This window comes from Ruegeria marisflavi (assembly GCF_025673445.1).
In the GTDB taxonomy this organism is placed as follows: Bacteria; Pseudomonadota; Alphaproteobacteria; order Rhodobacterales; family Rhodobacteraceae; genus Ruegeria_B; species Ruegeria_B marisflavi.
Genome location: NZ_JAOVQN010000028.1, coordinates 18,098 through 41,371, shown reverse-complemented (window position 1 = coordinate 41,371; position 23,274 = coordinate 18,098). Strand labels below are relative to the sequence as shown.

Here is a 23,274-nt window from a genome sequence, read left to right as displayed (position 1 = left end):
CGGGCGTAGCTCAGGGGTAGAGCATTACCTTGCCAAGGTAAGGGTCGTGAGTTCGAATCTCATCGCCCGCTCCAGATTGAGACCTCAGGCCGGATGGCCAAACGGATGCGGGCGTAGCTCAGGGGTAGAGCATTACCTTGCCAAGGTAAGGGTCGTGAGTTCGAATCTCATCGCCCGCTCCAGATACACCGAAGAGGCCGCCCGATGGGCGGCCTTTCGCGTTCCGGCCCGTCTTTCCGTCGCACATTTTTTTGATCAAAAATTTTGACGTGGCCTGCGATCTGCGGCAATGCTGAGCGCAACTGAATCGCCGCTTCGCGCGGCTAACCGGAGGTATCTGGCCATGGCCCCTGTGATCTATCCCACCACCAACCTTGCCGCCACCGAACAGCTTGTGCTGGACCACGGCAAGGGCATCTATGTCTACGACGCTGACGGCAACGAATACATCGAAGGGTTGGCCAGTCTCTGGTGCACCTCGCTGGGCTATGACAATGCCGAGGTGATCGGCGCGATCACCGATCAGCTGAACAAGCTGCCCTTCTCGCACACCTTTGGCGGCAAGACCCATGAGCCGATCATGAAGCTTGCCGAAAAGCTCAAGGATATGGTGCCTGTCGAGGATGCCTATTTCTTCTTCGGCAACTCGGGCTCGGACGCCAACGACACCCATTACAAGATGCTGCGTTATTACTTCAACGCCATCGGCAAGCCGGAAAAGCGCAAGATCATCACCCGCGAGCGCGGCTATCACGGCGTGACCGTGGCCGCAGGCTCTCTGACCTCGCTGCCGGCGAACCTGGCGCATTTCGATGCGCCGGTCGAGGCGCTGCACATCCTGCGCTCGGACGCGCCGCATTACTATACCGGGCGTCAGGGCAACGAGACCGAGGCGCAGTTCGTCGACCGCATTATCGACAATCTGGAACAGCAGATCCTGGCCGAGGGCGCCGATACCATCGCGGCGATGATTGTCGAGCCGATCACCGGCGCCTCGGGCGTGATCGTGCCGCCCGAGGGCTATTACGAAAAGCTCCAGGCGCTGCTGCGCAAGCATGACATTCTGGTTTGGGCGGATGAAGTGATCTGTGGCTTTGGCCGCACCGGCGCCGATTTCGGCTGCACCACCATGGGGATCAAGCCCGACCTGATGACCTTTGCCAAGCAGCTCAGCTCGGCCTACTTCCCGATCTCGGCCTCGGTCATCCCGGGCTGGATGTATGAAAAGATGATCGCGCCTTCGGCGGCGGTTGGCGTGTTCGGCCATGGCTATACCTATTCCGGGCATCCGGTGGCCTGTGCCGCGGCGCTGAAAACGCTGGAGATCTACGAGCGCGACAAGACCTTCGAACATGCCGCCGAGGTGGGCGCCTATATGCAGGAACAGCTGCGCGCCATTTTCACCGACCACCCGCTGGTGGGCGAGGTGCGCGGCAAGGGGTTGATCGCGGCGCTGGAACTGGTGTCGAACAAGACCACCGGCGCGACCATCGAAAAGGGCGCGGGCGGCGCCACTGTGCAGCGGCTGGCACAGGAAAACGGGCTGCTGATCCGCGCGGTCGCGGGCAATTCGGCCGCGCTCTGTCCGCCGCTGATCATCACCAAAGAAGAGGTGGACGAGATGCTGCGCCGCCTCAAGAAAGCCGTCGACGGCGCCTATGCCGAGTTGAAGGATAAGGGGCTGATCGCCGTCTGACCCTTCGACCATTGGCGCATGGACAGACCGCCCTGCTCTCTGTCACGCTGAGGCATGGCGCGTGGATCTGACATCCCGGCAACCAAGACTCCTGGGCGCGCCGCCCTTGTGGCGGCGCTTCTTTTTGCTGGCCTGCTTCCCGCGTCAGCAACTGGCGAGGTCGATTGCACCAGCGATGCGATGATCGTGTTCGACGCCTCGGGTTCGATGGCCGAGATGGGGTACAATGGCCTCGACCGGCCGCGCATCTTGGACGCGCGCAAGGCGATGCATGACACCCTGCCCCGGATTGCCGCGCTGCGCCGGCTGGGTCTGGTCACCTATGGTGCCGCCATGGACGGGGACACGGACGATGATCTGTGCAAGAGGGTCTCGATGACCTTCGCGCCCAGCCCCAACGCAGCGGGGCCGATCCTGAACCTCATCGACGGGATCGAGCCCGATGGCAACACCGCGTTGACCGAAGCCGTCAACCTTGCCGCCCGCGTGTTTGACCAGCCCCCCCGCCCCGGCGTCATCGTGCTGGTCACTGATGGCGAAGAGACCTGCGGCGGCGCGCCTTGCGCGCTGGCCGCCGATCTGGCCCGCGACACGCCGGGCCTGACCGTGCATGTGATCGGCTTTCGCGTGCGCTCGCAATTCTTTGGTTGGGAGGGGGGCGACGGCAACCCCACCGTGCCCGAAACAATCAGCCCGGCCGAATGCCTGGCCCAGGCCACCGGCGGGGAATATGTTTCGACCGAAACGGTTGAAGAGTTGATCCGCGCCCTGAACCAGACGCTGGGCTGCCCGCTCTACGGCGCGCTGGCGCCGGTCAGAACGCCTTGAACGTCATCGTGGTCAGCGAGCGTTCGATATTGGGGATCACCAGCAGATGGTCGTTGATATACTTGCCCACATCCGCGCCCGCCGGGATATAGAGCTTCATCAACAGGTCGTATTCGCCGCTGGTGGAATAGAGTTCGGAATGAATCTCGCGCAGTGCGATGTCCTCGGCCACCTTGTAGGTGCTGCCGGGCTTGCAGCGAATCTGGATGAATACACAGGTGGTCATGCCGCCTCACTTAAGCTGGTTCGCCCAAAGGCTGACACGCGCCGCGACCGGGTGCAATCCCCTGTTTTCGCGCAACAGATCGCCGTGCCCGTGTCGCGGCACTCTGGCATTTGCGCGCGCCCCGTGCCAAAAGCCAGCCGAGACCAGAAGGAACCCGCCCATGCGCCGTGCCAGTATCAGCCGCCAGACCGCCGAGACCGAGATCTCGGTCGAACTCAATCTCGACGGGACCGGAGCCTATGACAACCGGACCGGTGTCGGCTTCTTTGACCACATGCTGGACCAGCTGGCGCGCCATTCGCTGATCGACATGACGATCGGCGCCAAGGGCGACTATCACATCGATGACCACCACACGGTCGAGGATACCGGTATCGCGCTGGGTCAGGCGCTGAGCGCCGCCCTGGGCGACAAGCGGGGCATCCGCCGTTATGGCGAATGCCACCTGCCGATGGACGATGCGCAGGTGCGCTGCGCGCTCGACCTGTCGGGTCGGCCCTTCCTGGTGTGGAACGTGGACCTGCCGACAGCCAAGATCGGCACGTTTGATACAGAGCTGGTGCGCGAATTCTTTCAGGCGCTCAGCACCCATGGCGGCATCACCCTGCATGTGGACCAGTTGCACGGGCTGAACAGCCACCACATCGCCGAGGCCGCGTTCAAGGCGTTGGCCCGTGCCCTGCGTCAGGCGGTCGAGGCCGACCCGCGCAAGGGCGACGCCATCCCCTCGACCAAGGGCACGCTCTGATGCTCACCGCAATCATCGACTACGAGTCGGGCAACCTGCACTCGGCCGAAAAGGCGTTTCAGCGCATGGCGCGCGAGACCGGCGCGGGCGAGGTGGTGGTGACCTCGGACGCCGATCTGGTGGCCCGGGCCGACCGGCTGGTGCTGCCGGGCGACGGCGCCTTTCCCGCCTGCGCGGCGGAACTGCGCGGCCACAAGGGGCTTTATGACGCGATGGTCGAGGCGGTAGAGCAGAAAGGTCGCCCCTTTCTGGGAATCTGCGTCGGCATGCAGCTCATGGCCACGACGGGCCATGAATACGAAGAGACCCCCGGCCTGGGCTGGGTCGCGGGCGACGTGGTGCGGATTACGCCTGCGGATGTCGCGCTGAAAGTGCCACATATGGGTTGGAACGATCTGGTGATCGAGGCAAAGCACCCGATCTTTGATGGGATCACCGGAGGCGATCACGTCTATTTCGTGCACTCCTATCACTTCCGTGTCACCAACCCCGCCGAGCGGCTGGCCCATGTGGACTATGGCGGGCCGGTCACAGCGGTGGTCGGGCGCGACACCATGGTTGGCCTGCAATTCCACCCCGAGAAAAGCCAGGCCATCGGCCTGCAAATGATCGGTAATTTCCTGACCTGGCGCCCCTGAAAGAGATGCCTTTTACCGGCTTCGCCTCATCCGGCGCGCAGCGACATCGGCGCCACCCCATGGGCGCGGCGGAAGGCGCGGGCAAAGGCCTCCGGCGAACCATAAGCATAGCGCCGTGCCACCCGGTCGACCCGGTCGCCGCGACCGAGATCCTGGGCCGCGAGGATCAGCCGCCAGCGCCTGAGATATCCCATCGGGGTCTCGCCCACCTGCGCGACGAAAAGCTCGGCAAAGCGCGACAGCGACAGACCCGCCTCGGCCGCCAGATCACCATTGCTCCAGACCCGGCCCGGATGGTCATGGATCGCCACGATCGCCCGACTGAGGCGCGGATCGGCGAGCCCGGCCAACAGGCCCGGCCGGGTCGCGCCCCTGGCGATCTGGTCCCGCAACAGCCGCACCATCAGCACCTCGCCCAGCCGGTTGATCACCGATTGCGCCCCACAGCGCCGTGCCGCCACCTCAACCCGGATCAGATCGACCACCGCGCGCGCCTCGGGATCAGCGCTCAGATCGAAGCGCACCACTTCGGGCAGCGCGGCCAGAAACGGGTTGCTCTCTCCCGACCAGCTCACCCGCGCCGCAAACAGCGGATCGCCCGCCCGCCCCGTGTCTGCAGGATAAAACAGCAATTCACCCGGCACCCCGTTAGCCCCAGCCAGGGCCAGCAGATTGGCTTCCTCCGGCGCGGCGGCCTCGACCCGCAGCTGGAACCGCTCCATCAATGTTGTCAGCCTGTCCATGCGAGTATCGGAGCCTCTATCAGAAAATTCGGATTTCCCGAACACTAAACCCTGCGACAAGGTGGGGCAACTCACATCCCAAGGAGATCTTCGATGCTGATGCCCCGTCAGACCACCCCGCCCCTGTCGCTGCCGCTGGTGGGCGGCGGCAGGTTCGATCTGTCCGCCGAAACCTCGACGCGCGGGACGCTGATCTGTTTCTATCGCGGCCTGCATTGCCCGATCTGCGCCACCTATCTGAAAGAGCTGGAGAAGCGGGTGGCAGATTTCGCCGAACGCGGCGTGGCCTGCGTTGCCGTCAGCTCGGACAGCGAAGAACGCGCGCTGGCGATGGCGGAAAAGGTCGGCGGCGAGCGCGCCTTGCGCTTTGCTTACGATCTGCCGCTGGCCGAGGCGCGCGACTGGGGGCTCTATATCTCGACTTCGCGCGGCAAGACCTCGATCGGGATCGAGGAGCCAGCGCTGTTTTCGGAACCGGGCCTGTTCCTGGTCGCGCCCGAGCGGACGCTCTATTACGGCGCGGTGCAGACCATGCCCTTTGTGCGTCCACATTTCTCGGAACTGGTGGCGGCGCTGGATTTCGCGATCCCCAACAATTACCCGGCGCGGGGTGAATACACCGGCGCCGTCTGAATGCGCCCGTCGAAGGCAGGGGTAACAGCCCCTGCTGTTACCAGGATCAGTTGACACGTTTCCAGGTCTGGCCGCGACAGATCAGTCCACCGGCAACACAGCCTTTGACGGTCAGCGCGTTTCCATCGAGCGACATCTTGGAGCTGTAGGTTTTGTTGGAATCGGGCGCCCAGATCTGCCCCCCCGAATAGGACCCGCCGCCACCCGGCTGCATGTCCCAGATCATACGCTTGCCCTTGTGTTCGTAATCTGTCTGCTCGGCCCCATCCTTGTCAAAAGCAGTCTTGATGGTCCCGCAAACATTCGAACCGCAAGGCGCGACAGCAACGTGAAGATAGCCGCCCGTATCGCCCGGTTCGGTTTTCCAGGTACCTGCCGCCGGATCGGCAAGGGCGGCACTCGCGGCACCAAGACCAAGCGCAGCGGCGAGAATCAGTCTGTTCATTCGTATTCCCTCCTGTTTGCAGCCAGTGTGGCGCGCCCGGCGCCAGTCGAGCAAGGCTGACTTTGGGTCGCGTTGCATCGCCTCGCTGTCTTGTGCCATATCGCGGCCGTCACTCAGCAGAAAGCCGCTTGCCCATGATCCTCTACCCCGCAATCGACCTCAAGGACGGCCAGGCCGTGCGTCTCGTACATGGCGAGATGGACCAGGCGACCGTGTTCAATGATAATCCCGCCGCGCAGGCGCTGGAATTCGTGGAGGCTGGTTGCGAATGGCTGCATCTGGTCGACCTGAACGGCGCCTTTGCCGGAGAGCCAGTTAACGCCGCCCCGGTCGAGGCGATCCTGCAACAATGCAAGGTACCCGCGCAGCTAGGCGGCGGCATCCGCGACATGGTCACGATCGAACGCTGGCTGGACAAGGGGCTGGCCCGAGTGATCCTGGGCACCGTGGCGGTCGAGAACCCCGATCTGGTGCGTGAGGCCGCACGCGCCTTCCCCGGCAAGGTGGCCGTGGGCATCGACGCCCGCAATGGCCGCGTCGCCACCAAGGGCTGGGCCGAAGAGACCGACGTTATGGTTACCGATCTGGCAAAATCCTTCGAGGATGCGGGCGTGGCCGCGATCATCTATACCGACATTCTGCGCGACGGCGCGATGAAGGGTCCCAATATCGAGGCAACCGCCGCGCTGGCCCATGCCGTGTCGATCCCGGTCATCGCCTCGGGCGGGGTCTCCTCGCTGGATGATCTGATTGCGCTGCGCGACTGCGGCGCGGCGCTGAACGGCGCGATTTCGGGTCGGGCGCTGTATGACGGGGCGCTGGACCTGAAACAGGCGCTGAGCGCGCTCAAAGGCTGAGGACTGCGACACCGCGCCCGGTTTAGGAACCGGGCGCTTTGCTGTGTGATCCGGGCAAACCGCAAGGGGTACGCATATGACCCGCAGCCATGCTGTTGTCGAAAAGACCCCGCTGCCCGCGACCGCGCAGCTTTGGCAGGCGGTGCTGCCTGGCGATTTCATCGACGGCTACGCGGTAGAGAGCCGGATATCGCCGCGCGCGGTGGCAGAGATCGGGCTGGCCCTGCCCGGCTGGGCCAATGCCCTCATGCACCTGCGCAACTGGATCGTGCGACCGCTTGGGCTCAAGACCGAGGTGTCGGACAGCGGCGACAAGGCGATCTTTCCGGTCACCCACGAGGATACGGAGGAGCTGATCCTGGGCGCCGATGACAGCCACCTGAACTTTCGCATCTCGCTGATTCAACAGGCCGGGCGGCTGCACATGGCGACCTGGGTGCACCGCAACAACCTGCTGGGGCGGGTCTATCTGGCGGTGGTGATGCCGTTTCACATCCTGATCGTGCGCGGGGCCATGCGCCGCATCGCCCGACACGGCGGCGCGATTGCATCCGCGCCGGGGGCACAGTAAAGACGGGCGACCCCGGCAACCCGCGAGCCCGCCATGCTGAAAACCCGCATCATCCCCTGTCTCGACGTGGCCGATGGCCGCGTGGTCAAGGGTGTGAATTTCATTGGCCTGCGCGATGCGGGCGACCCGGTGGATGCCGCCCGCGCCTATGATGCAGCGGGTGCGGACGAGATCTGTTTCCTCGACATCCACGCCACCCACGAAAACCGCGGCACCATGTTCGACGTGGTCAGCCGCACGGCGGAACAGTGTTTCGTGCCGCTCACCGTGGGTGGCGGCGTGCGCACACATGCGGATGTGCGCGCCCTGCTGCTGGCAGGCGCTGACAAGGTCAGCTTCAACTCGGCCGCCGTGGCCAACCCGGATGTCATCGCCGAGGCCGCCGACCGGTTCGGCAGCCAGTGCATCGTCTGCGCTATCGACGCCAAGACGGTAGAGCCGGGACGGTGGGAGATCTTTACCCATGGCGGGCGCAAGCCCACCGGGATCGACGCGGTGGAGTTCGCCCGCCTTGTCACCACCAAGGGGGCCGGTGAAATCCTGCTGACCTCGATGGATCGCGACGGCACCAAATCGGGTTTCAACCTGCCGCTGACCCGTGCCATCGCCGATGCCGTCGACGTGCCGGTGATCGCCTCGGGCGGGGTTGGCACGCTGGATCACCTGGTCGAGGGCGTGACCGAGGGGCATGCCAGCGCGGTACTCGCCGCCTCGATCTTTCACTTCGGCGAATACACCATCCGCGAGGCCAAGGAACACATGGCCGCTGCCGGTATCCCGATGAGGCTGACATGAACATCCTTCACGACCTTGCCACCACCATCGAGGCCCGCAAAGGCGCTGACCCCGACAGCAGCTGGACCGCCAAGCTGCTGGCAAAGGGCCCCGAGAAATGCGCCGAAAAATTCGGTGAAGAGGCGATTGAGGCGATCATCGAAGCGGTGAAGGGGGACCGGGCCAAACTCACCTCAGAGGCGGCGGATGTGCTTTATCACTTCCTCGTCATGCTGGCCGCCCGCGACGTGGCGCTCGACGATGTGCTGGCCGAACTGGCCCGCCGACAGGGTCTGAGCGGTATCGCCGAGAAGGCCGCGCGGCCCAAAGGTTGACCCACCGGCGCTGAGCGGTACGATCCAACCACCTGAACCGACCACCCAACCGAGGCATCCCATGACCAAATTCCGGGCCTTGCTCGCCATCCTGGCGGTGCTGTTCATCGCGGCCTGCACGGATACGCAGGCTGTCAGCCAAAAGGACGTGACCGCTCTGGCGCAACAATTGCGCGCGCTCGGGCCGGAAGTGGACCCTGCCGAGGCGCAGCGCGCCGCCGAAATCTCCTATAGCTATGGCCGACAATTGGCGCGCGAATATAACGTGACGAGCAACCCTATTATCCATAACGCCAAGGTTCTGAACGGCTTTCGCGAACGGGGGCTGTGCGTGCACTACGCCCAGGACATGCAAAAGCGCCTGAATCAGGAGAATTTCCGCACCCTGGTCATTCACCGCGCCATTGCCACCCCTGACAACATCTGGCGCATCGACCACAGCACTGCGGTCATCAGCCGCCGGGGCGACAACATGTACGAGGGCGTTGTGCTGGACCCGTGGCGTAATGCGGGAGAGTTGTTCTGGTCCCCGACACGCGCCGACACCGTATACAACTGGCGTCCGCAACGCGAAGTTCTGGAAGAGAAGGCCGCCGAGAAACTGGCCCGCCAGCCGTCCTGAGCCTCAAAGCTTGGACGAGATGATACCGGTGGCAAAGCCGCCCATGCGCAACTCGCCGAACAGCCGCTGATACTCGATCTTGGGGCAGCGGTTCTGAACCACGTCCACCCCGCGTGCCCGGGCCATAGCGGCGGCTTCGGCATTCTCGACCCCGATCTGCATCCAGACGGTTTTGAGATGCGGAAAGACGTTCAGGGCCTCTTCCACAATCGGGGGGACTGCCTCGGACCGGCGGAAGATGTCCAGCATGTCGACCGGTTCTTCGATCTCGCCCAGACTGCCGCGCACCGTTTCACCAAACAGGGTCGCGCCTGCATGCCCTGGATTGACCGGGATCACCCGGTACCCCTTGAGCCCCAGGTATCGCGCCACATAATAACTCGGGCGGACCGGGTTCAACGAGACACCCACGACCGCGATGACCTTGGTCCTGGTCAAAACCTGTTTCAGAAATTCATCGGAATACTCTTGCATGGCCGCAGATTAGTATCCGGCGCGCGCACTGCAAGCCACATTCGCGACCCTGCGAGCCCCATCCCGGACAGGCATGAAAAAAAGCCCAGGCTTTCGCCTGGGCGTTAGGTGTGGAACGAGGGACAGTGAAATGACCCGCGGCAGTTCCGTTCCGCGGTCACTGTGACATTTAGGCATGCGTGAATGAAAAAAAAGAGGCGTCGATCAAATTTGTGATGACATGCTGATCCACGGCAAGAATCCGCCGTTCCGCCCCTAATGAAACAGGACGCCAGGCCAATTCTCTTCAGCCAGCGCGATGTTACCCGGGATATCTTGCAACCACAGGCGGGCCACGTCAGGCGAGTGGACCAGATACAGCTTGTCCTCGACGATACGCCAGGTCGAAGGGTCCGTTTCCGTAAGATAGCCTCGCCCCACAGCATAGGCGCAATACCCGCCGAACTGAGGTGCGAACGCGCGTGGATTGGCTTCGAAAGCTTCGCGGTTCTCGTGGCTGGAAAAATGCCAGGAGGCAGCCTTCCACATGACCGAGATATCGGGCGACCCCCGTTCCGGCGCACCGTTCCGGAAGTACGCCACCGTATCGTACCCGCGAATTGCAACCCCGCCCTGGGTGAAAAACATCGGCGCATCTGCCCGTGCGGCAGAGCCGATCGCGACACTCGCAAGACCAGTGATGAAAAGTCGGCGGTTCAGCAACAGACCTGCTCCATTCCTTTGGAACCCATTCAAGATCGGATCAGAATGCCTTTTCCAACCATTTTGGAAAAGACCGCTGACGTATATGTGAACAAAACGTGCGCTGAACAGGTTGCGGCGATCAGTCGAAGAGGTCTTCGATAGCATCTGACACGCCGTCGAACAGCCGATGGGCCAAGCTCTTTTTCTTCTTCTTTTTCTTCTGCTTCTTTGAAGCCTTGTTATCCGGCTTGGGGGCATCGTTGCGCATGGAGGGAAAAGCGGCGCTAGCTACGGGCGCCACTGAAACTGCAACAGGACGCTTTACGGGCGCTCCGCAGCTATCGCACCGCAGCCGTCCGGGTTCGTTGCGCGATACCCCAATTCGGCTGCCGCAGTAGCAACAGGTTACAATTTCAGCGTTCAAGCAACTCTCCACGCGCGGCTAGTGTTCTCTTGACGCATATAGGGCTATCGCCGCGGCGTTCGAGACGTTGAGAGAGCCAAATCCGCCCGCTGCGTCGATCTTGACCAGCTTGTCGACGGTGTCCTTGGTCTTTTGCCGCAGCCCCGGTCCTTCGGCCCCCAGGACCAGCGCAACGGCCCGATCGCGCCGCCCTGCGAGCGCTGTCTCGATCGTTTCCTCGGCTTCGCCATCGAGCCCCAGTACGATGTAACCCATGCCCTGCAATTCGGTGATTGCCTCGGACAAGTTGCGAACACGCAGATAGGGCTGGCGTTCCAGCGCGCCGCTGGCCGTCTTTGCCAGCGCGCCGGTTTCCGGCGCCGAATGGTGCCTCGTCCCGATCACGGCACTGGCGCCCAGAACCTCGGCCGACCGCAGAATGGCACCAACATTGTGCGGGTCGGTCACCCGGTCGAGCAGAATCACCCGGGGGCATTCCAGCCCGACGCAGACATCCTCCAGCCGCCCCCAGTCCAATGGTTTGACTTCCAGCGCCGCCCCCTGGTGAACAGAGCCCGGGTCAATCGGCGCGCTGAACTTGCGCGGGTCAACGATTTCCGGCTCGATCCCTGCGGCGGCGATCGCTTCGGCTAGTTTGTCCTTTGCGTTCAGCGTCACGATCAGGCGCAGTTTCACCCGGTCAGGGTTCTCCAGAGCATCGCGAACAGCGTGCAACCCGAACAGCCAGACGGTTTCCGCCGCCGCCTTGCGGGCCTGTTCCTTCTCGACAACCCATTTCGGTTTCTTCATTTGTGCGCCCTCCGGGGCCTGCGAAAGTTTCCTGCGCCAAAGCGGTTTTTTCCTGTTGACGCTCCTTTGGCGCGCTTGTAATCACGCCTCCACGTCAGGTGCAACGCCTGACAGTGGGCGACAGGCCGCAAGGTGTGGCAGGGGACTGTAACTCCCTCGCGGAGACGCACGCCTGGTTCGATTCCAGGGTCGCCCACCATCTCTTTCCAGACAATTGAACGGAACAGATGGAGGATGGCAACCGTAGTTTGGCACGTGGGCCATTGACGCACGAGTGCGTCCCGTCTGTGCTGGGATTGAAGCTGTCACAACTAGACCAAGCGCTCCGGGACAGGGATGCCCGCCCCGGTTTCGCTCAAATCGCTTAAGCCGCCTGACTTCTTTCCGCCAAAACCCGACGCATCCATTGGACGAGCCTGCCGATTTCGGGTTCAAGCTTCTCCGCAGCCCCTTCGGTGAAGTCGAGAAACTTTTCCTCGTTCAGACCATTGACCCCTAGCAGAACCGGAATGTCTTGCGCCAGTGCTTCGGCGATCAGGGGACGAAAGCCCCGGCCATCGGCCTCGTGCTTGCCGAACTTGTTCACGATCAGCAGATCGAGTCCATTGCCCAAGGCGCCCATGACCAGCCCCACCGCGCGCTCCAGCTCGCCCGGATCCAGACGGCACCCCCGCGCACCGGCCCCCAGCGATTGCGAGATCCGGATCACTTCGCCCGTCGGCATGACCCGCAGATCCATGTCGCAATGGGCATTGTCGGCGCATTCGGTATTGGTCTGCACCACACCGGCCAAGCGTACGCCTTCGGCTTCCAGCCGCTCGGCGACGGCACTCAGCAGCCGGTCTGTGGCGCCGCGCGCCTGTGTCGTTACATAGGCCAGGTTCATTCCCAACCATCCTTTCTTCCAACATCACGCATCATCTAGCACGCCCTCCCCGTTTCGGCCACCTCAGGGCATCGGTGACACGCCGATGACCGCCACGTGGCCGAACAGAAGGATGCCAAACAGCGCCCCGGCCAACATCATATCGACCGGGCGCAACAATTCGGCGCCATGCCGCAGAGACAGAAACCGCGTGTTCGCCGCAAGGCGGTGCCAGTCACGGCCCATGTCCCGCTGCTTGCGACGGTCGATCAGCCGCATGCCCAACATTGCGAAGCCCGCAAAAAGGCCGAACAGCAGCACATGTGCCAGATCGCCATTTGCCAGCAGATGGGCCAACGACCAGAGCGCCAGAGCCAAGGGCAGCGGGTGGCGCGAAAACGCCAGAACGCCAAGCGCGTCCGGGTCGAACGGTCCCTGCCCCATTCCGCCAAAGGACAGCGGATTGCAGACGCGCATGCCCGCAACGGCAATCAGGCAGACAACCGGCATCAGGATCATCGGAACCCAGCGCAGGATGGGCAAGGGCGGGATCACCTCGACATAGGGCGCCGCGCCCGCGGCCACGATCAGCCAATACAGCACCGCAAGCGACAACAGGGAATAGGCCACCAGATAGCCACGCAGCCCCAGTCGCGCAACCAACCAGGGCCGGACAGGCGGCCGGACCGGGATAGCGTGGCTGAGCAGGAACACGGCCAAAGCCGCAGCAAACGCACCCCATCCGCCCATCTCTTGCCTCCGTCACATTCCGACCGATCCTAGATCGGCGCTTGCGGTCCGGCCTTGCGCAAAGTCAAGCCAGACCGCAAGACGGGATCAAAGGCCAAGCGCCTTGCGCCGCTCCTCGGCAAAGCCCTGCACCAGCCGGTCGGCAATCAGCGCCAGGATGGCCATCGCCGCCCCAGCCGAAATGCCCAGGCCCACATCCGCCTGTCCCAGCGCCAGATAGATCGACTGGCCCAGACCGGTGGTCCCGATCAGCGCCGCGATCACCAGCATCGAGAAGGCATAGAGAATGGTCTGGTTAAGACCCAGCAGGATCGTCGGCGCGGCATAGGGTGCGCGCACATCGCGCAGGATCTGCCACTCGGTCGCGCCGCTGGATATCGCGGCCTCCATCATCTCCTCAGGTGTATCCACCAGACCGTGGCGGGTATAGCGGATCATCGGCACGATGGCATAGGCGCAGATCGCCAGAAAGGCCGAGAACTCACCGATCTGGAAAAGCATCAGCACCGGGATCAAGAACACGAAAAGCGGAATGGTTTGCAGCATGTCGCAGATCGGCCGCACAACGCGCCAGACCGGGGTCCAGATGGCACTGGCCACGCCAATAGCCCCGCCCACAACAGCACAGGCAAACACCGAGGCGCCACAGAGGTAGAGCGACAGAAGCGCCCGGTCCCACAGGCCCGAGAACAGGATCGTGCAAAGCAGAACCACCACCAAGATGGCCAGCCGCCGACCGCCTGCCACATATCCCAGCGCCGCCGCCCCCGTCAGCACAAAGGGCCAGGGCAAGTTGGTCACCCCGGTCTCGATCATGCCAAAGGCGATCAGGACAACGATGCCGCCTGTCACGTTACCGCGCCACGCCAGCAAGAGACCCAGCGCGCCCCCCAGGCCGAAGACCATGGCGCTCATCGCCGGGGTCCAAATGAACCCCCAGGTAAAGGGCAGAACAGCCTGATCCAGCCCGATCCTGAGCGGCAGCAGGATGTAAAAGAGGGTGTTGTTCTTCAACGCCTCCAGCGCCATGCCATTAGCTTGGGTAAAGCGGGTCAGCCCGCGATCCATGCTGTCGGCCACCCCGTCGAGCATTGCCACCTCGGACGCACCCGGCAGGCTGGACCAGGACAGCACGGTGAATGCCACGGCAAAGGCCAGAACCGCCCAGACAACCCGCAGGTCATATCGTTTGCGTTCTGTCGCCAGCACCGCGCTCATCCGGTCGATCACAACGGCAAAGATCACGATCACCATGCCGGCCAGCAGCGATGGGCCGAACTGTGCCTTGCGCATGGTCAACAGCACTTCCCAGCCGATGTCGTTGAACCCCCCGATGACGGCGGCGATGATCACCATGCTGAGCGCGGCCATCAGGCATTGGTTGAAGCCTACCATGATCTGGCGCGAGGCCGAGGGGATCTCGACCTGAAACAGTTGCTGCATGCGGGAACCGCCGGACATGATCGCGGCTTCTTTGATCTCGGCCTCGACCCGCTCCAGCCCCAGCATCACGTTGCGCGCCATCGGCGGCGCGGCATAGATCGCCGAGGCGATCAGACCAACGACCGGGCCAAACCCAAAGAGCAGCAACAAGGGCGTGAGATATGCGAATGTCGGCACCGTCTGCATGATGTCCAGCACCGCCTGAACCGCGCCTTTCACCCTCGGCACCTCGTTGGCAAGGATGCCGATACCGCCACCGATAACCAGCGCCACAGGCACCGACACGGCGACCAGCGCCAGCGTGTTCATACCCTCGTGCCAATACCCCGAGGCCAGCACCAGACCCAGGCCAAAGAAACCGAGAGCGGCCATCGACAGCCCGCCAAGGTACCAGCCCAGCGCCGTCACAAGCCCGATCACCATCGGCCAGGGCGTGGCGTTCAGGGCGGAGTTCGCCCAGTCCATCGGATAGACCATGATGTCCGAGAACAGCCGGGCCACCGGTTTGATCCAGCCCAACAGCCAGGTCAGCGCGGTACCGACCCAATCGGTCATCGGCAAGACCCAGGTCTTGGGCCAGGCGCCAAGCCAGGGCACGACCGGTTCCAGCGCCAGGCAGAGTGCGCCCACCAGCGCGATGATCAGGGCGGCCTTTGCCCCCACTGTCAGTCGCGAGGCGTGCGATGCCGCGACATCTGCGACCGCGCTCATGCCTCATCCACCTGCAAGGCGGCGGCAAGAGCAGAAGGGTTGACCGTCCCGACAATCGCGCCGCCCGCATCCCGTACCGGTACCGGCTGGTAAAGCTCCATGCAGCGCGCCAACGCCGCGTCGAGCGTCATGTTGGTGGTCAGGCCCGGATCGTCAGGACCACGCTCACCATCCCCCGCCTGCATGACCGAGGCTACCCTTGCATGGCGGCCCTTGGCAACATCCTTGGAAAACTCGCGCACATAGTCGTCAACCGGCTGCAACACGATTTCGGTCGGTGTGCCGATCTGAACGATCTTGCCGTCCCGCATGATGGCGATCCGGTCGGCCAGTTTCAGAGCCTCGGCAATATCGTGGGTGATAAAGACGATTGATTTCCGCAAGCCGCCCTGAATGCGCAGGAACTCATCCTGCAACTGCCGCCGGATTAGCGGGTCGAGCGCCGAGAAGGGCTCGTCCAGGAACCAGATGTCAGGATTCACCGCCAGGCTGCGGGCAATACCCACGCGCTGGCGTTGTCCGCCCGACAGTTGGCGCGGGAAACTGTCCTCGCGCCCGTCAAGCCCGACCAGCGAGATCACCTCCTGCGCGCGGGCGCGGCGTTCCTTGCGCCCTACTCCCTGCACCTTGAGCGGATAGGCCACGTTTTCGGCCACAGTCATATGCGGGAAAAGGCCGAAATGCTGAAACACCATGCCCAGCTTTCGCCGCCGCAATTCGGTGAGCTTCTGCTTGCTCGCGCCTATGACGTTCTCGCCGTCGATGCGGATCTCGCCACCAGTGCCCGGCAACAGTTGCGAGATACAGCGGATCAGCGTGGACTTGCCCGAACCGGACAGGCCCATGATCACAAAAAGCTCGCCCTCGCGCACCTCGAAACTGGCGTCCTGCACCGCAGGGATATACCCCCGTGCGCGCAGATCCTCGGCCGCTGCATCAGCATTGCCCCCTGACCGGGCCAGTGCTTCGGTCAGGGCCTTGTCCGCGCTCGGGCCAAAAACCTGCCAGAGACTCTGGCAGGCAATGGCCGGCGTATCCGACGTACTCACGTCAGTGGCTCACTTGGTTGCCGCGTCGACGACGGGGCGCCAGCTGCCCTCGTTCTCGGCCATCCATGCGGCGACCACATCCTCGACCGAGCCGCCATCGACGTCGATCTTGCCCATCATCGGCTGCTGCGCCTCGACGCTCAGCTGATAGTTGGACAGGATTTCATAGGCCGCTGGCCATTTTTCGGCAAAGCCGGACCAGGACGCCTTGAAGATACGGCTGGGCGCGAAGTCGCAGTCGTTCACGGCATTCGGGTTCGGGCCCCAGGCCGGATCGTTGAAGCATTCCTCGTTGCCCACCGGCAGATCGACGAATTTGACGTCATAGGCCGACATCGCCCAATGCGGCTGCCAGAAGGTGATGAGCAGCGGCGACTTGCGCTCGGTCGAGGCGCGCAACTCGGCAATCAACGCCCCTTCGGACCCTGCGGGAACCGCCTTGATCGGCAGGTCGAACCCGGTCATCCGGTCAGCGCCCGGCGTGCCCCAGTCTGCGGGATAGTCGACCAGCCGGCCCATCGGGATGGTTTCGGCGGTGGCAAACACCTGCGCGCAATCCTTCAGTGCCTCCCACGCGGGCAGTCCCGGGCACAGGTCGGCAACATGCGCCGGATAGGCAATGCCTTCGCGCGCATTCAGGCCGAGGTCGCCGATTTCGACAACGGTCCCCTCCGAGATTTTCTTTGCGTATTCGTCGGACACGTTCGACGACCAGATTTCCAGCGTCGCGTGAATGTCGCCATCCGCCAGCGCCTGGAACTGGTTCATCATGCCTGCGGTCACGTATTCGACCTTATATCCCGCCGCCTTGAGCATCTCGCCCGCGACATGGGTGGTGACGTGCTGTCCGGTCCATTCATTGATCGCCAGCTTGATCGGTTCGTCCGCGGCGCCCATGTCGGCGGCCTGCACGGCACCGGCCAACGCGGTCAGCGCGATTCCCAGTCCGATGGTCTTCATCCTCAGTCTCCCTGTTTCTTTGGTTCGCTAAGTATCCGTCCTGCATCGCCAGCTGTCACGCCAGATGTTGCAGTCGGTTATTGATTGACCAGTCAATAACATGGTTTCAGACACTTTTGTCGAGATTTTTTTGCGGATGCCCGCCTTGAGGGCCCCAGAATCGCAACTTGGCTTGATCGCAATGGGCGCCTATCCTTGTTTGAAAGCCACCCTCAGGTGCAGGACATGACCCCAATCAAAGAAATACCCGCGGTATGCTAACCGTCGAATCCGCCCAACAAATTCTCGACGAGAACTTCGCCGAATGGGTCCGTGCACTGGACCTGACGGTAATCTCCATCGACAAGACTCATGCGCTGATGCGAATGCCGCTTGCCGACCATCTGGCGCGTGTGGGCGGTATCGTATCGGGCCAGGCTCTGGCGGCACTGGCCGACACCACGATGGTGCTGGCCGCAGTCGCGCATGGAGATAGCTTCAAACTCTATGCGACCACAGACCTTCATACCCAGTTTCTGCGTCCGGGCACGGGTACGGCTATCCTGTGCCGAGCCGAAGTTGTGCGTGCTGGCAAGGCGCTGGTCTTTGCCCGTGCCGACATGACCGAAGAGACCAGCGGCAAGCTTGTAGCGACGGCGACTGCCACTTTTTACGCCCCCTGAGCAAAGGCACGGTCGGCGCTGTGGAGAGATGAGCGGGAACGGAGATCGGATATGCACCATTTCGACGAAATCTACGATCTGGCCGCCGCGCGCCACGGCGGCAGAGCCGCGCTGGAAGAAAAACTGCAAAAGCCGAAAACCCAGGATGAGTTGGCCGCAATGCCGGATGATCGCTGGCTCTCGGTCATCACCAAGTGCATCTTTCAGGCCGGCTTCAACTGGAAAGTGATTGAAGCCAAATGGGACGGGTTCGAGGTGGCCTTTGACAGATTCGACGTCGGCCGGTGCGCATTCATGGATGAAGAGAAGTTCGATGCACTGCTCGTCGACTCCCGGATCGTGCGTAACGGAACAAAGATCGCCACTGTGCGGGACAACGCCGCCTTTCTCCTTGAGCTGCGCCAGGACGGCGGCGCGGGCAAGGTGTTGGGGACCTGGCCTTCATCCGACTATGTCGGCCTGCTCGACATGCTCAAGACCCGCGGTGCTCGGCTGGGCGGAACAACGGCCCAATACGCGATGCGGTTTGCCGGTCGCGACAGTTTCATCCTGTCGCGGGACGTCACCGCCCGCATGATCGCCGAAGGGGTGGTCGACAAGCCACCAAGCTCCAAGAAGGCGATGGCACAGGTGCAAGCGGCCTTCAACACCTGGATGGAGCAATCCGGACGGTCGTTGACCGAGATCAGCCGCGTTCTGGCGATGAGCCTCTGACCGCCCCAAACACGACACAGGCAACCGCCCCGCTGCACATCAATTACCTATTGCAGAGTGGCCATGTGCGGCTAGGGTCTGAACCATGATGCTGCGTCTTTTACTGCTGATCTTTCTGGTTGCCGCTTGTGGCCGTCCGCTGACAGAAACCGAGCGCAATTTTGCGTCCCGTCTGCATGGGACGGCTCTGGATCTGGACCGGGTCCGCCTGGTTGAGGGCGCACCGGTGGGCGCGGTCACATTCCAACGCAAACCGCGCCCCCGTGTGACCTGCCGCGAGCGTATCCTGCCGCCAACAAAAGAGGAGGTCGTGACCGCCAAACCGGCGGCCGTGACACTGTTCCAGAAGGTGTTTTTCACCAAGGACTGGTATCTAGAAGACTACCTCCCGAACTATCCCGAACGCATGCACCTCGTTGCCGCGATGCTGCTGGCCCACGAACTGACCCATGTCTGGCAATGGCAGAACCGGCATGTGACGGGGTACCACCCGCTGCGGGCTGCCGCCGAACACGGCGCCAGTGACGATCCTTACCTGTTCGAGCTAGAGACCTCGCCCGATTTTCTGGACTACGGGTACGAACAGCAAGGCGCAATCGTCGAAGAATACGTCTGCTGTCGTGCACTGGCGCCCGAGGCGGCCCGCACCAAGCGGCTGCATGGCATGCTGTCCGCAGCCTTTCCGGTATCCGACCTGCCGCGGTCGTCCCGCGAAAGCGATGTCTTGTTGCCCTGGAAAGGGGCGGAGCTCAAAGGAATCTGCGACTAAGCCTTGAGCCGTGTCCGCCATGCAGAGGTCATCGGGGTTCCGGCGCCACCCCCGGCGGGTGTTGTTACCCTGCGTCTGCGACCTGAATGCTTTCCAGATAAGCCAGCAGCGCCGCCAGCGGTCTGGGTGTCGGGGTCGGCACCCCGTCGATATCGACAGGAACCAGTTCACCTTCGAGCAGGGACCCGAATTCCGGCATCACGGTCGCGGAAACCTTGCCATGGCCGTAGCCGTCGATCTTGGACAGAATCTCGGCACGCGGAAACTCGCCATCCCGCCGCGCTGCGATGCCGGTCAGATCGGGCGCGCTCTGCCCGCCAGAGAGCGTCGCCCCCTGCCCCCGATAGTCGTGGCATGCAACGCAATTGGCGGCAAAAATTGCCTCGCCCTCTGCCGGGCCGGGCATCGTATCCTGAACCGAACAGGCCGCCACCGCCGCAGTCAGCATCAGTACTCCGACAACTCTGCGCATCCGTTTCCCCTCTTCAGCGGTCTTGTAGAGTTTGGATATAGGCCAGCAGATCGACGATCGGCTGGCTGGTCAACATCGGCTGTCCGGTTTCGGTCTTTACCGCGACATCGCGGCCTTCGAAATAGGGACCGTAGACCGGCATCGGGCTGCCGTGGCTGACCAGCGGATCACGACCGTCGATACGGCGCACGACACGTGCGACGGGAAACTCACCTTCGCCCTGAAGGGCGGTCAGGTCTGCTGGTTGAATCACAAGAACCCCAGCCATCGGCCCCTGCCCGGTTGCTTCGATCCCGTGACAGGTCGCACAGTGATGTCGATAGAGTTGTTCGCCCTCCGCTGCATCCTGCGTCTGGCCCGCCGTCGCCGATACCAGCACGGCCATCGCCGCCATCAAAGCTTGTTTCATTGGATCAGACACTCCCTTTTCGAGGTCACGGTTCCTGTAGTGTTTCAAGATATCGCACCAGTTCGACCAGGGACACCGGCGTTTCGATCTTCTCGCCATCCGGCGTCTCCCACAAGACAGTTGGCCCCGCCAGCGCCCTGGCGAACTCGGGCATGGTTCCCGCATGCGCTTTGCCCGGATAGCCGTAAATCGCAGCCATCACTCGTTCCGTGGGAAAGATACCGCCATTGCCCGCCGCCAACCCGCGCAGGTTTTCTGGGGGCACCGGCAGCCCGGCACTTTTTGACCCATCCCCCGCCCCGGTCGCTCCGTGACAGGAGATGCAGTTTCGCGCAAACAGGCGCTCACCACGGCCCTCGGGCGTGGTTGCGCAAGCCGCAAGCAAGACCGTCATCACAACAGCAATCCGCATCACAATACCGTTTCCGCCCGCACCCATGTTCAGCCTTGTGCATCCCTGCTGCCAAGGCAATGATCCAGATCAACACCTGTCTCAGACGCGGATTGCCTCATGCCTCACTATGCTGCCCTCATGCTGATCGCCGGGATCGGCATCCCGGTTCTGGCCGCGCTGAATGCCGCGCTGGGAAAGATCATCGGGTCTCCGACCACGGCCGGGGTCGTGCTGTTTGCGGTGGCCTTTGCCGCATCGGCGGCGCTGATGCTGCTGCTTCCCGGGCCGCAGGCGCTGAACAAACTGGGCGGCGCGCCGCGTCACCTGTTTCTGGCGGGGCTTCTGGTGGCCTTTTACGTGTTGTCGATCACCCATGTCGCCCCACATTTCGGGGTGGGCAACGCGGTATTCTTTGTTTTACTCGGACAGCTGATCTCGGCCGCTGCCATCGACCATTTTGGCCTCTTCGGCGCCCAGGTCAGCCCGCTGGGCCTGACCCGCGCGGGTGGCATCGCCCTGATGGCGGCCGGGGTCTGGCTTACCCAGCAGGCGTAAGCCGTCCATCGTCCAGCCGCAGTACCCGGTCCATCCGGGCCGCCAGCTCCATGTTATGCGTCGCGATCAGCGCCGACAGACCGGTGCCTCGCACCAGTTCGAGCAGCGCATCGAACACCTGCTCCGAGGTCGCAGGATCCAGATTGCCGGTGGGTTCGTCCGCCAGCAAGAGGCGCGGTGCATTAGCCAGCGCCCGGCAAAAGGCCACCCGCTGCTGCTCGCCGCCAGACAGGGCGGCCGGGCGGTGCGTGGCCCGTTCGGCCACGCCGACGCGGGTCAGCAGATCGGTTGCGCGGGCCTGCGCGGCGCGTTCCGAGACCCCGTTGGCGAGTTGCGGCAGGGTCACATTCTCCAGTGCCGTGAACTCGGGCAGCAGGTGGTGGAACTGATAGACGAAGCCCACGTCCTGCCGCCGCACGATGGTGCGCGCCCTGTCGCCGCGGCCGGACATGTCCTGTCCCGCAATTTCGACCTGCCCCGCGTCCGGTACATCCAGCAGGCCCGCGATATGCAGAAGGGTTGATTTACCCGCGCCAGAGGGGGCCACCAGGGCCACCATTTCGCCCGCGTGCAACTCCAGATCGGCACCGCGCAGCACCCGGACCTCGCCGGGCGTGCCAGGCAGATAGGTCTTTTCGATGTCGCTCAGGCGCAGGGTCACGTCACTCATAGCGCAGCGCCTCTACCGGGTTCAGCCGGGCCGCACGGCGGGCCGGGAAATAGGTCACGACAAAGGAAAGCCCCAGCGACAGGCCCGCCGCCTTGAGCACGTCGGCAAGCCGCAGTTCGGCGGGCAAGGCATAGATGCCGCGAATGGCCGGATCCCAGACGCCGCCGCCCATCATATAGTTTGCAAAGGAAAAAATCGGGTCGATGTAGATCGCGAAGAGGCAGCCCAGCACCACGCCAAAAGCGGTGCCGATGATGCCGGTGAAGGCGCCGCAGATGAAAAACACCCGCAGGACCGAACCCTCGCTCAGTCCGATGGTCCGTAGGATACCGATGTCGCGGCCCTTGTTCTTGACCAGCATGATCAGGCCCGAGACGATGTTCATGGTGGCGATCAGCACGAGGATCGAGAGGATGATGAACATCACGTTATCCTCGACCTCGAGCGCGCGCAGGAAACCGCCCGAGGCATCCTGCCAGGTCCAGACCTGCGCGCCCTCGCCTGCGGCGGTCAGGATCGGGATCAGCACCCGGTCAAGCGCCTCGGGCTCGGTCACCATGACCTCGATCTCGTCGGCCACGCCCTCGCGGTTGAAGTAGCTCTGCGCCTCGGCAAAGGGCATATAAACCCGTGTTCTATCAATATCATAGCGCCCGGCGGAGAAGACATAGACCACCTCGTAGGCATTTACCCGGGGCGAGGTTCCCATCGGTGTCCGGGCGCCGTTGGGCGAAATGAGCTTGATGCGGTCACCCACCGTGATGCCAAGCTCGCGGGCGATGCCGGAGCCAATTGCGATGCCGTCTTCGAAGCGGGAGAGGTCGCCGTAGGACCGGTCGTTGCCGACAATGCCGGGCAGGCCGGCGAGGTCGGCGGCGGCGATGCCGAAGACCTCGACGCCTGCGTTGCGGGTTTGGGCCGAGGCCATCACCTGGCCCTTGACCAGCGGCGCGGCACGGGTCACGCCCGGCACCTGAGCTACCCGCGCGGCCATTTCCGAGTAGTCGGAAATGGTGCGGTCGACCTGGCCATTTTCCCGAATTACCCCGCTATTATAAACGGTTACATGGGCATTTGCCCCCAGGATGGTGCCCACGAAATCGGAGCGAAAGCCCGAGCGCACCGCCAGTGTCGCGATCAGGGCGAACACCGCCAGTGTGATACCGATCAGGCTGATCCATGTCATCACGCTGACGCCGCCCTCGGCGCGGCGGGCGCGGAGATAGCGCCAGGCGATCTTCCACTCGAAAGGGGCAAAGGGTGCCGGTTGTCTGGCCATGTCTGGCTCCTGCTCGTTTGCGGGCGATGTACGGCGTTTTGACCGTTTTGTACATGGTCTGAACCCGCAATGTGCCGTTTTGTAA

The 23,274-nt window shown here is 63.2% G+C and carries 31 protein-coding genes and 2 tRNA genes; 16 read left to right on the top strand and 17 right to left on the bottom strand.

The window, feature by feature from the left end:
- Positions 1–107: 107 nt before the first annotated feature.
- From OEZ49_RS20405 to OEZ49_RS20395, 3 genes are all read left to right on the top strand, one after another.
- Positions 108–182, top strand: a tRNA-Gly gene (locus tag OEZ49_RS20405).
- A gap of 161 nt (positions 183–343) precedes the next feature.
- Complete coding sequence (locus tag OEZ49_RS20400; protein ID WP_263390016.1) at positions 344–1,696, top strand: aminotransferase; 1,353 nt, start codon at positions 344–346, stop codon at positions 1,694–1,696.
- Positions 1,697–1,750: 54 nt separating this feature from the next.
- Positions 1,751–2,524: a vWA domain-containing protein gene (locus OEZ49_RS20395; protein ID WP_263390015.1), complete on the top strand. Its 774-nt coding sequence runs from the start codon at positions 1,751–1,753 to the stop codon at positions 2,522–2,524.
- On the opposite strand, the gene OEZ49_RS20390 is transcribed toward OEZ49_RS20395, so the two are convergent.
- Positions 2,511–2,750 (bottom strand): Lrp/AsnC ligand binding domain-containing protein, encoded by a 240-nt coding sequence (locus OEZ49_RS20390; protein WP_044029069.1) that lies wholly within the window; start codon positions 2,748–2,750, stop codon positions 2,511–2,513. The genes OEZ49_RS20395 and OEZ49_RS20390 overlap by 14 nt on opposite strands.
- Before the next feature lie 160 nt (positions 2,751–2,910).
- Here OEZ49_RS20390 and hisB point away from each other — a divergent pair, with 160 nt between their 5' ends.
- Positions 2,911–3,498, top strand: a complete 588-nt coding sequence (gene hisB / locus OEZ49_RS20385) for an imidazoleglycerol-phosphate dehydratase HisB (RefSeq protein ID WP_263390014.1) — start codon at positions 2,911–2,913, stop codon at positions 3,496–3,498.
- Positions 3,498–4,136, top strand: a complete 639-nt coding sequence (gene hisH / locus OEZ49_RS20380) for an imidazole glycerol phosphate synthase subunit HisH (protein ID WP_263390013.1) — start codon at positions 3,498–3,500, stop codon at positions 4,134–4,136. Before hisB ends, hisH begins: the two co-directional genes overlap by 1 nt.
- A 26-nt stretch (positions 4,137–4,162) precedes the next feature.
- Here hisH and OEZ49_RS20375 read toward each other — a convergent pair whose 3' ends face one another.
- Complete coding sequence (locus OEZ49_RS20375; protein ID WP_263390012.1) at positions 4,163–4,879, bottom strand: helix-turn-helix transcriptional regulator; 717 nt, start codon at positions 4,877–4,879, stop codon at positions 4,163–4,165.
- Positions 4,880–4,972: 93 nt separating this feature from the next.
- Here OEZ49_RS20375 and OEZ49_RS20370 point away from each other — a divergent pair, with 93 nt between their 5' ends.
- Complete coding sequence (locus OEZ49_RS20370; RefSeq protein ID WP_263390011.1) at positions 4,973–5,512, top strand: peroxiredoxin-like family protein; 540 nt, start codon at positions 4,973–4,975, stop codon at positions 5,510–5,512.
- Positions 5,513–5,558: 46 nt separating this feature from the next.
- On the opposite strand, the gene OEZ49_RS20365 is transcribed toward OEZ49_RS20370, so the two are convergent.
- Positions 5,559–5,957, bottom strand: a complete 399-nt coding sequence (locus tag OEZ49_RS20365; RefSeq protein WP_164131859.1) for a DUF2147 domain-containing protein — start codon at positions 5,955–5,957, stop codon at positions 5,559–5,561.
- Positions 5,958–6,091: 134 nt separating this feature from the next.
- On the opposite strand from OEZ49_RS20365, the gene hisA reads away from it, so the two are divergent.
- From hisA to OEZ49_RS20340, 5 genes are all read left to right on the top strand, one after another.
- Entirely contained in the window at positions 6,092–6,814 is a 723-nt protein-coding gene (hisA, locus tag OEZ49_RS20360; RefSeq protein WP_263390010.1) for a 1-(5-phosphoribosyl)-5-[(5-phosphoribosylamino)methylideneamino]imidazole-4-carboxamide isomerase, read from the top strand.
- 76 nt (positions 6,815–6,890) lie between these two features.
- Positions 6,891–7,385, top strand: a complete 495-nt coding sequence (locus tag OEZ49_RS20355; RefSeq protein ID WP_263390009.1) for a DUF2867 domain-containing protein — start codon at positions 6,891–6,893, stop codon at positions 7,383–7,385.
- 33 nt (positions 7,386–7,418) lie between these two features.
- The gene (gene hisF, locus OEZ49_RS20350) at positions 7,419–8,180 is read left to right on the top strand and encodes an imidazole glycerol phosphate synthase subunit HisF (RefSeq protein ID WP_263390008.1); all 762 of its coding nucleotides are present in this window, start codon (positions 7,419–7,421) and stop codon (positions 8,178–8,180) included.
- Positions 8,177–8,494, top strand: coding sequence for a phosphoribosyl-ATP diphosphatase (locus OEZ49_RS20345; RefSeq protein ID WP_263390007.1), 318 nt, complete (start codon positions 8,177–8,179; stop codon positions 8,492–8,494). Before hisF ends, OEZ49_RS20345 begins: the two co-directional genes overlap by 4 nt.
- Before the next feature lie 61 nt (positions 8,495–8,555).
- Entirely contained in the window at positions 8,556–9,116 is a 561-nt protein-coding gene (locus OEZ49_RS20340; RefSeq protein ID WP_263390006.1) for a hypothetical protein, read from the top strand.
- A 3-nt stretch (positions 9,117–9,119) separates the two neighbouring features.
- On the opposite strand, the gene OEZ49_RS20335 is transcribed toward OEZ49_RS20340, so the two are convergent.
- The 4 genes from OEZ49_RS20335 to rlmB form a co-directional block, all read right to left on the bottom strand.
- Positions 9,120–9,590 carry a CoA-binding protein gene (locus OEZ49_RS20335; protein WP_263390005.1) on the bottom strand — a complete coding sequence of 157 codons (471 nt, stop codon included), beginning with the start codon at positions 9,588–9,590 and terminating at the stop codon, positions 9,120–9,122.
- 255 nt (positions 9,591–9,845) lie between these two features.
- A complete protein-coding gene (locus tag OEZ49_RS20330; protein ID WP_263390004.1) occupies positions 9,846–10,439 on the bottom strand; it encodes a YHS domain-containing (seleno)protein in 594 nt (197 codons plus the stop codon).
- Positions 10,414–10,698 (bottom strand): hypothetical protein, encoded by a 285-nt coding sequence (locus OEZ49_RS20325; protein ID WP_263390003.1) that lies wholly within the window; start codon positions 10,696–10,698, stop codon positions 10,414–10,416. Before OEZ49_RS20325 ends, OEZ49_RS20330 begins: the two co-directional genes overlap by 26 nt.
- Before the next feature lie 18 nt (positions 10,699–10,716).
- On the bottom strand, positions 10,717–11,487 hold the full coding sequence (gene rlmB / locus OEZ49_RS20320) for a 23S rRNA (guanosine(2251)-2'-O)-methyltransferase RlmB (RefSeq protein WP_263390002.1): 771 nt from the start codon (positions 11,485–11,487) through the stop codon (positions 10,717–10,719).
- A gap of 115 nt (positions 11,488–11,602) precedes the next feature.
- On the opposite strand from rlmB, the gene OEZ49_RS20315 reads away from it, so the two are divergent.
- Positions 11,603–11,686, top strand: a tRNA-Tyr gene (locus tag OEZ49_RS20315).
- Positions 11,687–11,851: 165 nt separating this feature from the next.
- Here the strand turns inward: OEZ49_RS20315 and OEZ49_RS20310 are convergent.
- From OEZ49_RS20310 to OEZ49_RS20290, 5 genes are all read right to left on the bottom strand, one after another.
- Positions 11,852–12,373: a DUF2478 domain-containing protein gene (locus OEZ49_RS20310; protein WP_263390001.1), complete on the bottom strand. Its 522-nt coding sequence runs from the start codon at positions 12,371–12,373 to the stop codon at positions 11,852–11,854.
- Positions 12,374–12,436: 63 nt separating this feature from the next.
- Entirely contained in the window at positions 12,437–13,102 is a 666-nt protein-coding gene (locus OEZ49_RS20305) for an NnrU family protein (RefSeq protein WP_263390000.1), read from the bottom strand.
- Positions 13,103–13,189: 87 nt separating this feature from the next.
- Complete coding sequence (locus OEZ49_RS20300; protein WP_263389999.1) at positions 13,190–15,256, bottom strand: ABC transporter permease; 2,067 nt, start codon at positions 15,254–15,256, stop codon at positions 13,190–13,192.
- Positions 15,253–16,305 carry a quaternary amine ABC transporter ATP-binding protein gene (locus OEZ49_RS20295; RefSeq protein ID WP_263389998.1) on the bottom strand — a complete coding sequence of 351 codons (1,053 nt, stop codon included), beginning with the start codon at positions 16,303–16,305 and terminating at the stop codon, positions 15,253–15,255. Before OEZ49_RS20295 ends, OEZ49_RS20300 begins: the two co-directional genes overlap by 4 nt.
- 9 nt (positions 16,306–16,314) lie before the next feature.
- Positions 16,315–17,265, bottom strand: coding sequence for an ABC transporter substrate-binding protein (locus OEZ49_RS20290; RefSeq protein WP_164131873.1), 951 nt, complete (start codon positions 17,263–17,265; stop codon positions 16,315–16,317).
- Between the two features lie 254 nt (positions 17,266–17,519).
- On the opposite strand from OEZ49_RS20290, the gene OEZ49_RS20285 reads away from it, so the two are divergent.
- From OEZ49_RS20285 to OEZ49_RS20275, 3 genes are all read left to right on the top strand, one after another.
- Positions 17,520–17,927: a PaaI family thioesterase gene (locus tag OEZ49_RS20285; protein WP_263389997.1), complete on the top strand. Its 408-nt coding sequence runs from the start codon at positions 17,520–17,522 to the stop codon at positions 17,925–17,927.
- A 51-nt stretch (positions 17,928–17,978) separates the two neighbouring features.
- A complete protein-coding gene (locus tag OEZ49_RS20280) occupies positions 17,979–18,641 on the top strand; it encodes a DNA-3-methyladenine glycosylase I (protein ID WP_263389996.1) in 663 nt (220 codons plus the stop codon).
- An 85-nt stretch (positions 18,642–18,726) separates the two neighbouring features.
- A complete protein-coding gene (locus OEZ49_RS20275) occupies positions 18,727–19,410 on the top strand; it encodes a hypothetical protein (protein ID WP_263389995.1) in 684 nt (227 codons plus the stop codon).
- Positions 19,411–19,474: 64 nt separating this feature from the next.
- On the opposite strand, the gene OEZ49_RS20270 is transcribed toward OEZ49_RS20275, so the two are convergent.
- Genes OEZ49_RS20270 through OEZ49_RS20260 form a run of 3 tightly spaced genes read right to left on the bottom strand, consistent with a single transcriptional unit; the run spans position 19,475 to position 20,703 of the window.
- Complete coding sequence (locus OEZ49_RS20270; protein ID WP_164131877.1) at positions 19,475–19,882, bottom strand: cytochrome c; 408 nt, start codon at positions 19,880–19,882, stop codon at positions 19,475–19,477.
- A 13-nt stretch (positions 19,883–19,895) separates the two neighbouring features.
- A complete protein-coding gene (locus tag OEZ49_RS20265; protein WP_263389994.1) occupies positions 19,896–20,291 on the bottom strand; it encodes a c-type cytochrome in 396 nt (131 codons plus the stop codon).
- 25 nt (positions 20,292–20,316) lie between these two features.
- Complete coding sequence (locus OEZ49_RS20260; protein WP_263389993.1) at positions 20,317–20,703, bottom strand: c-type cytochrome; 387 nt, start codon at positions 20,701–20,703, stop codon at positions 20,317–20,319.
- Between the two features lie 99 nt (positions 20,704–20,802).
- Between OEZ49_RS20260 and OEZ49_RS20255 the strand changes: the two genes are divergently transcribed.
- Positions 20,803–21,240 carry a DMT family transporter gene (locus tag OEZ49_RS20255; protein ID WP_263389992.1) on the top strand — a complete coding sequence of 146 codons (438 nt, stop codon included), beginning with the start codon at positions 20,803–20,805 and terminating at the stop codon, positions 21,238–21,240.
- Here the strand turns inward: OEZ49_RS20255 and OEZ49_RS20250 are convergent.
- Positions 21,224–21,910 (bottom strand): ABC transporter ATP-binding protein, encoded by a 687-nt coding sequence (locus OEZ49_RS20250; protein ID WP_263389991.1) that lies wholly within the window; start codon positions 21,908–21,910, stop codon positions 21,224–21,226. The two genes, OEZ49_RS20255 and OEZ49_RS20250, sit on opposite strands and share 17 nt — an antisense overlap.
- The gene (locus OEZ49_RS20245) at positions 21,903–23,189 is read right to left on the bottom strand and encodes a lipoprotein-releasing ABC transporter permease subunit (RefSeq protein WP_263389990.1); all 1,287 of its coding nucleotides are present in this window, start codon (positions 23,187–23,189) and stop codon (positions 21,903–21,905) included. The genes OEZ49_RS20250 and OEZ49_RS20245 overlap by 8 nt, the downstream gene beginning before the upstream one ends.
- Positions 23,190–23,274 lie beyond the last annotated feature (85 nt).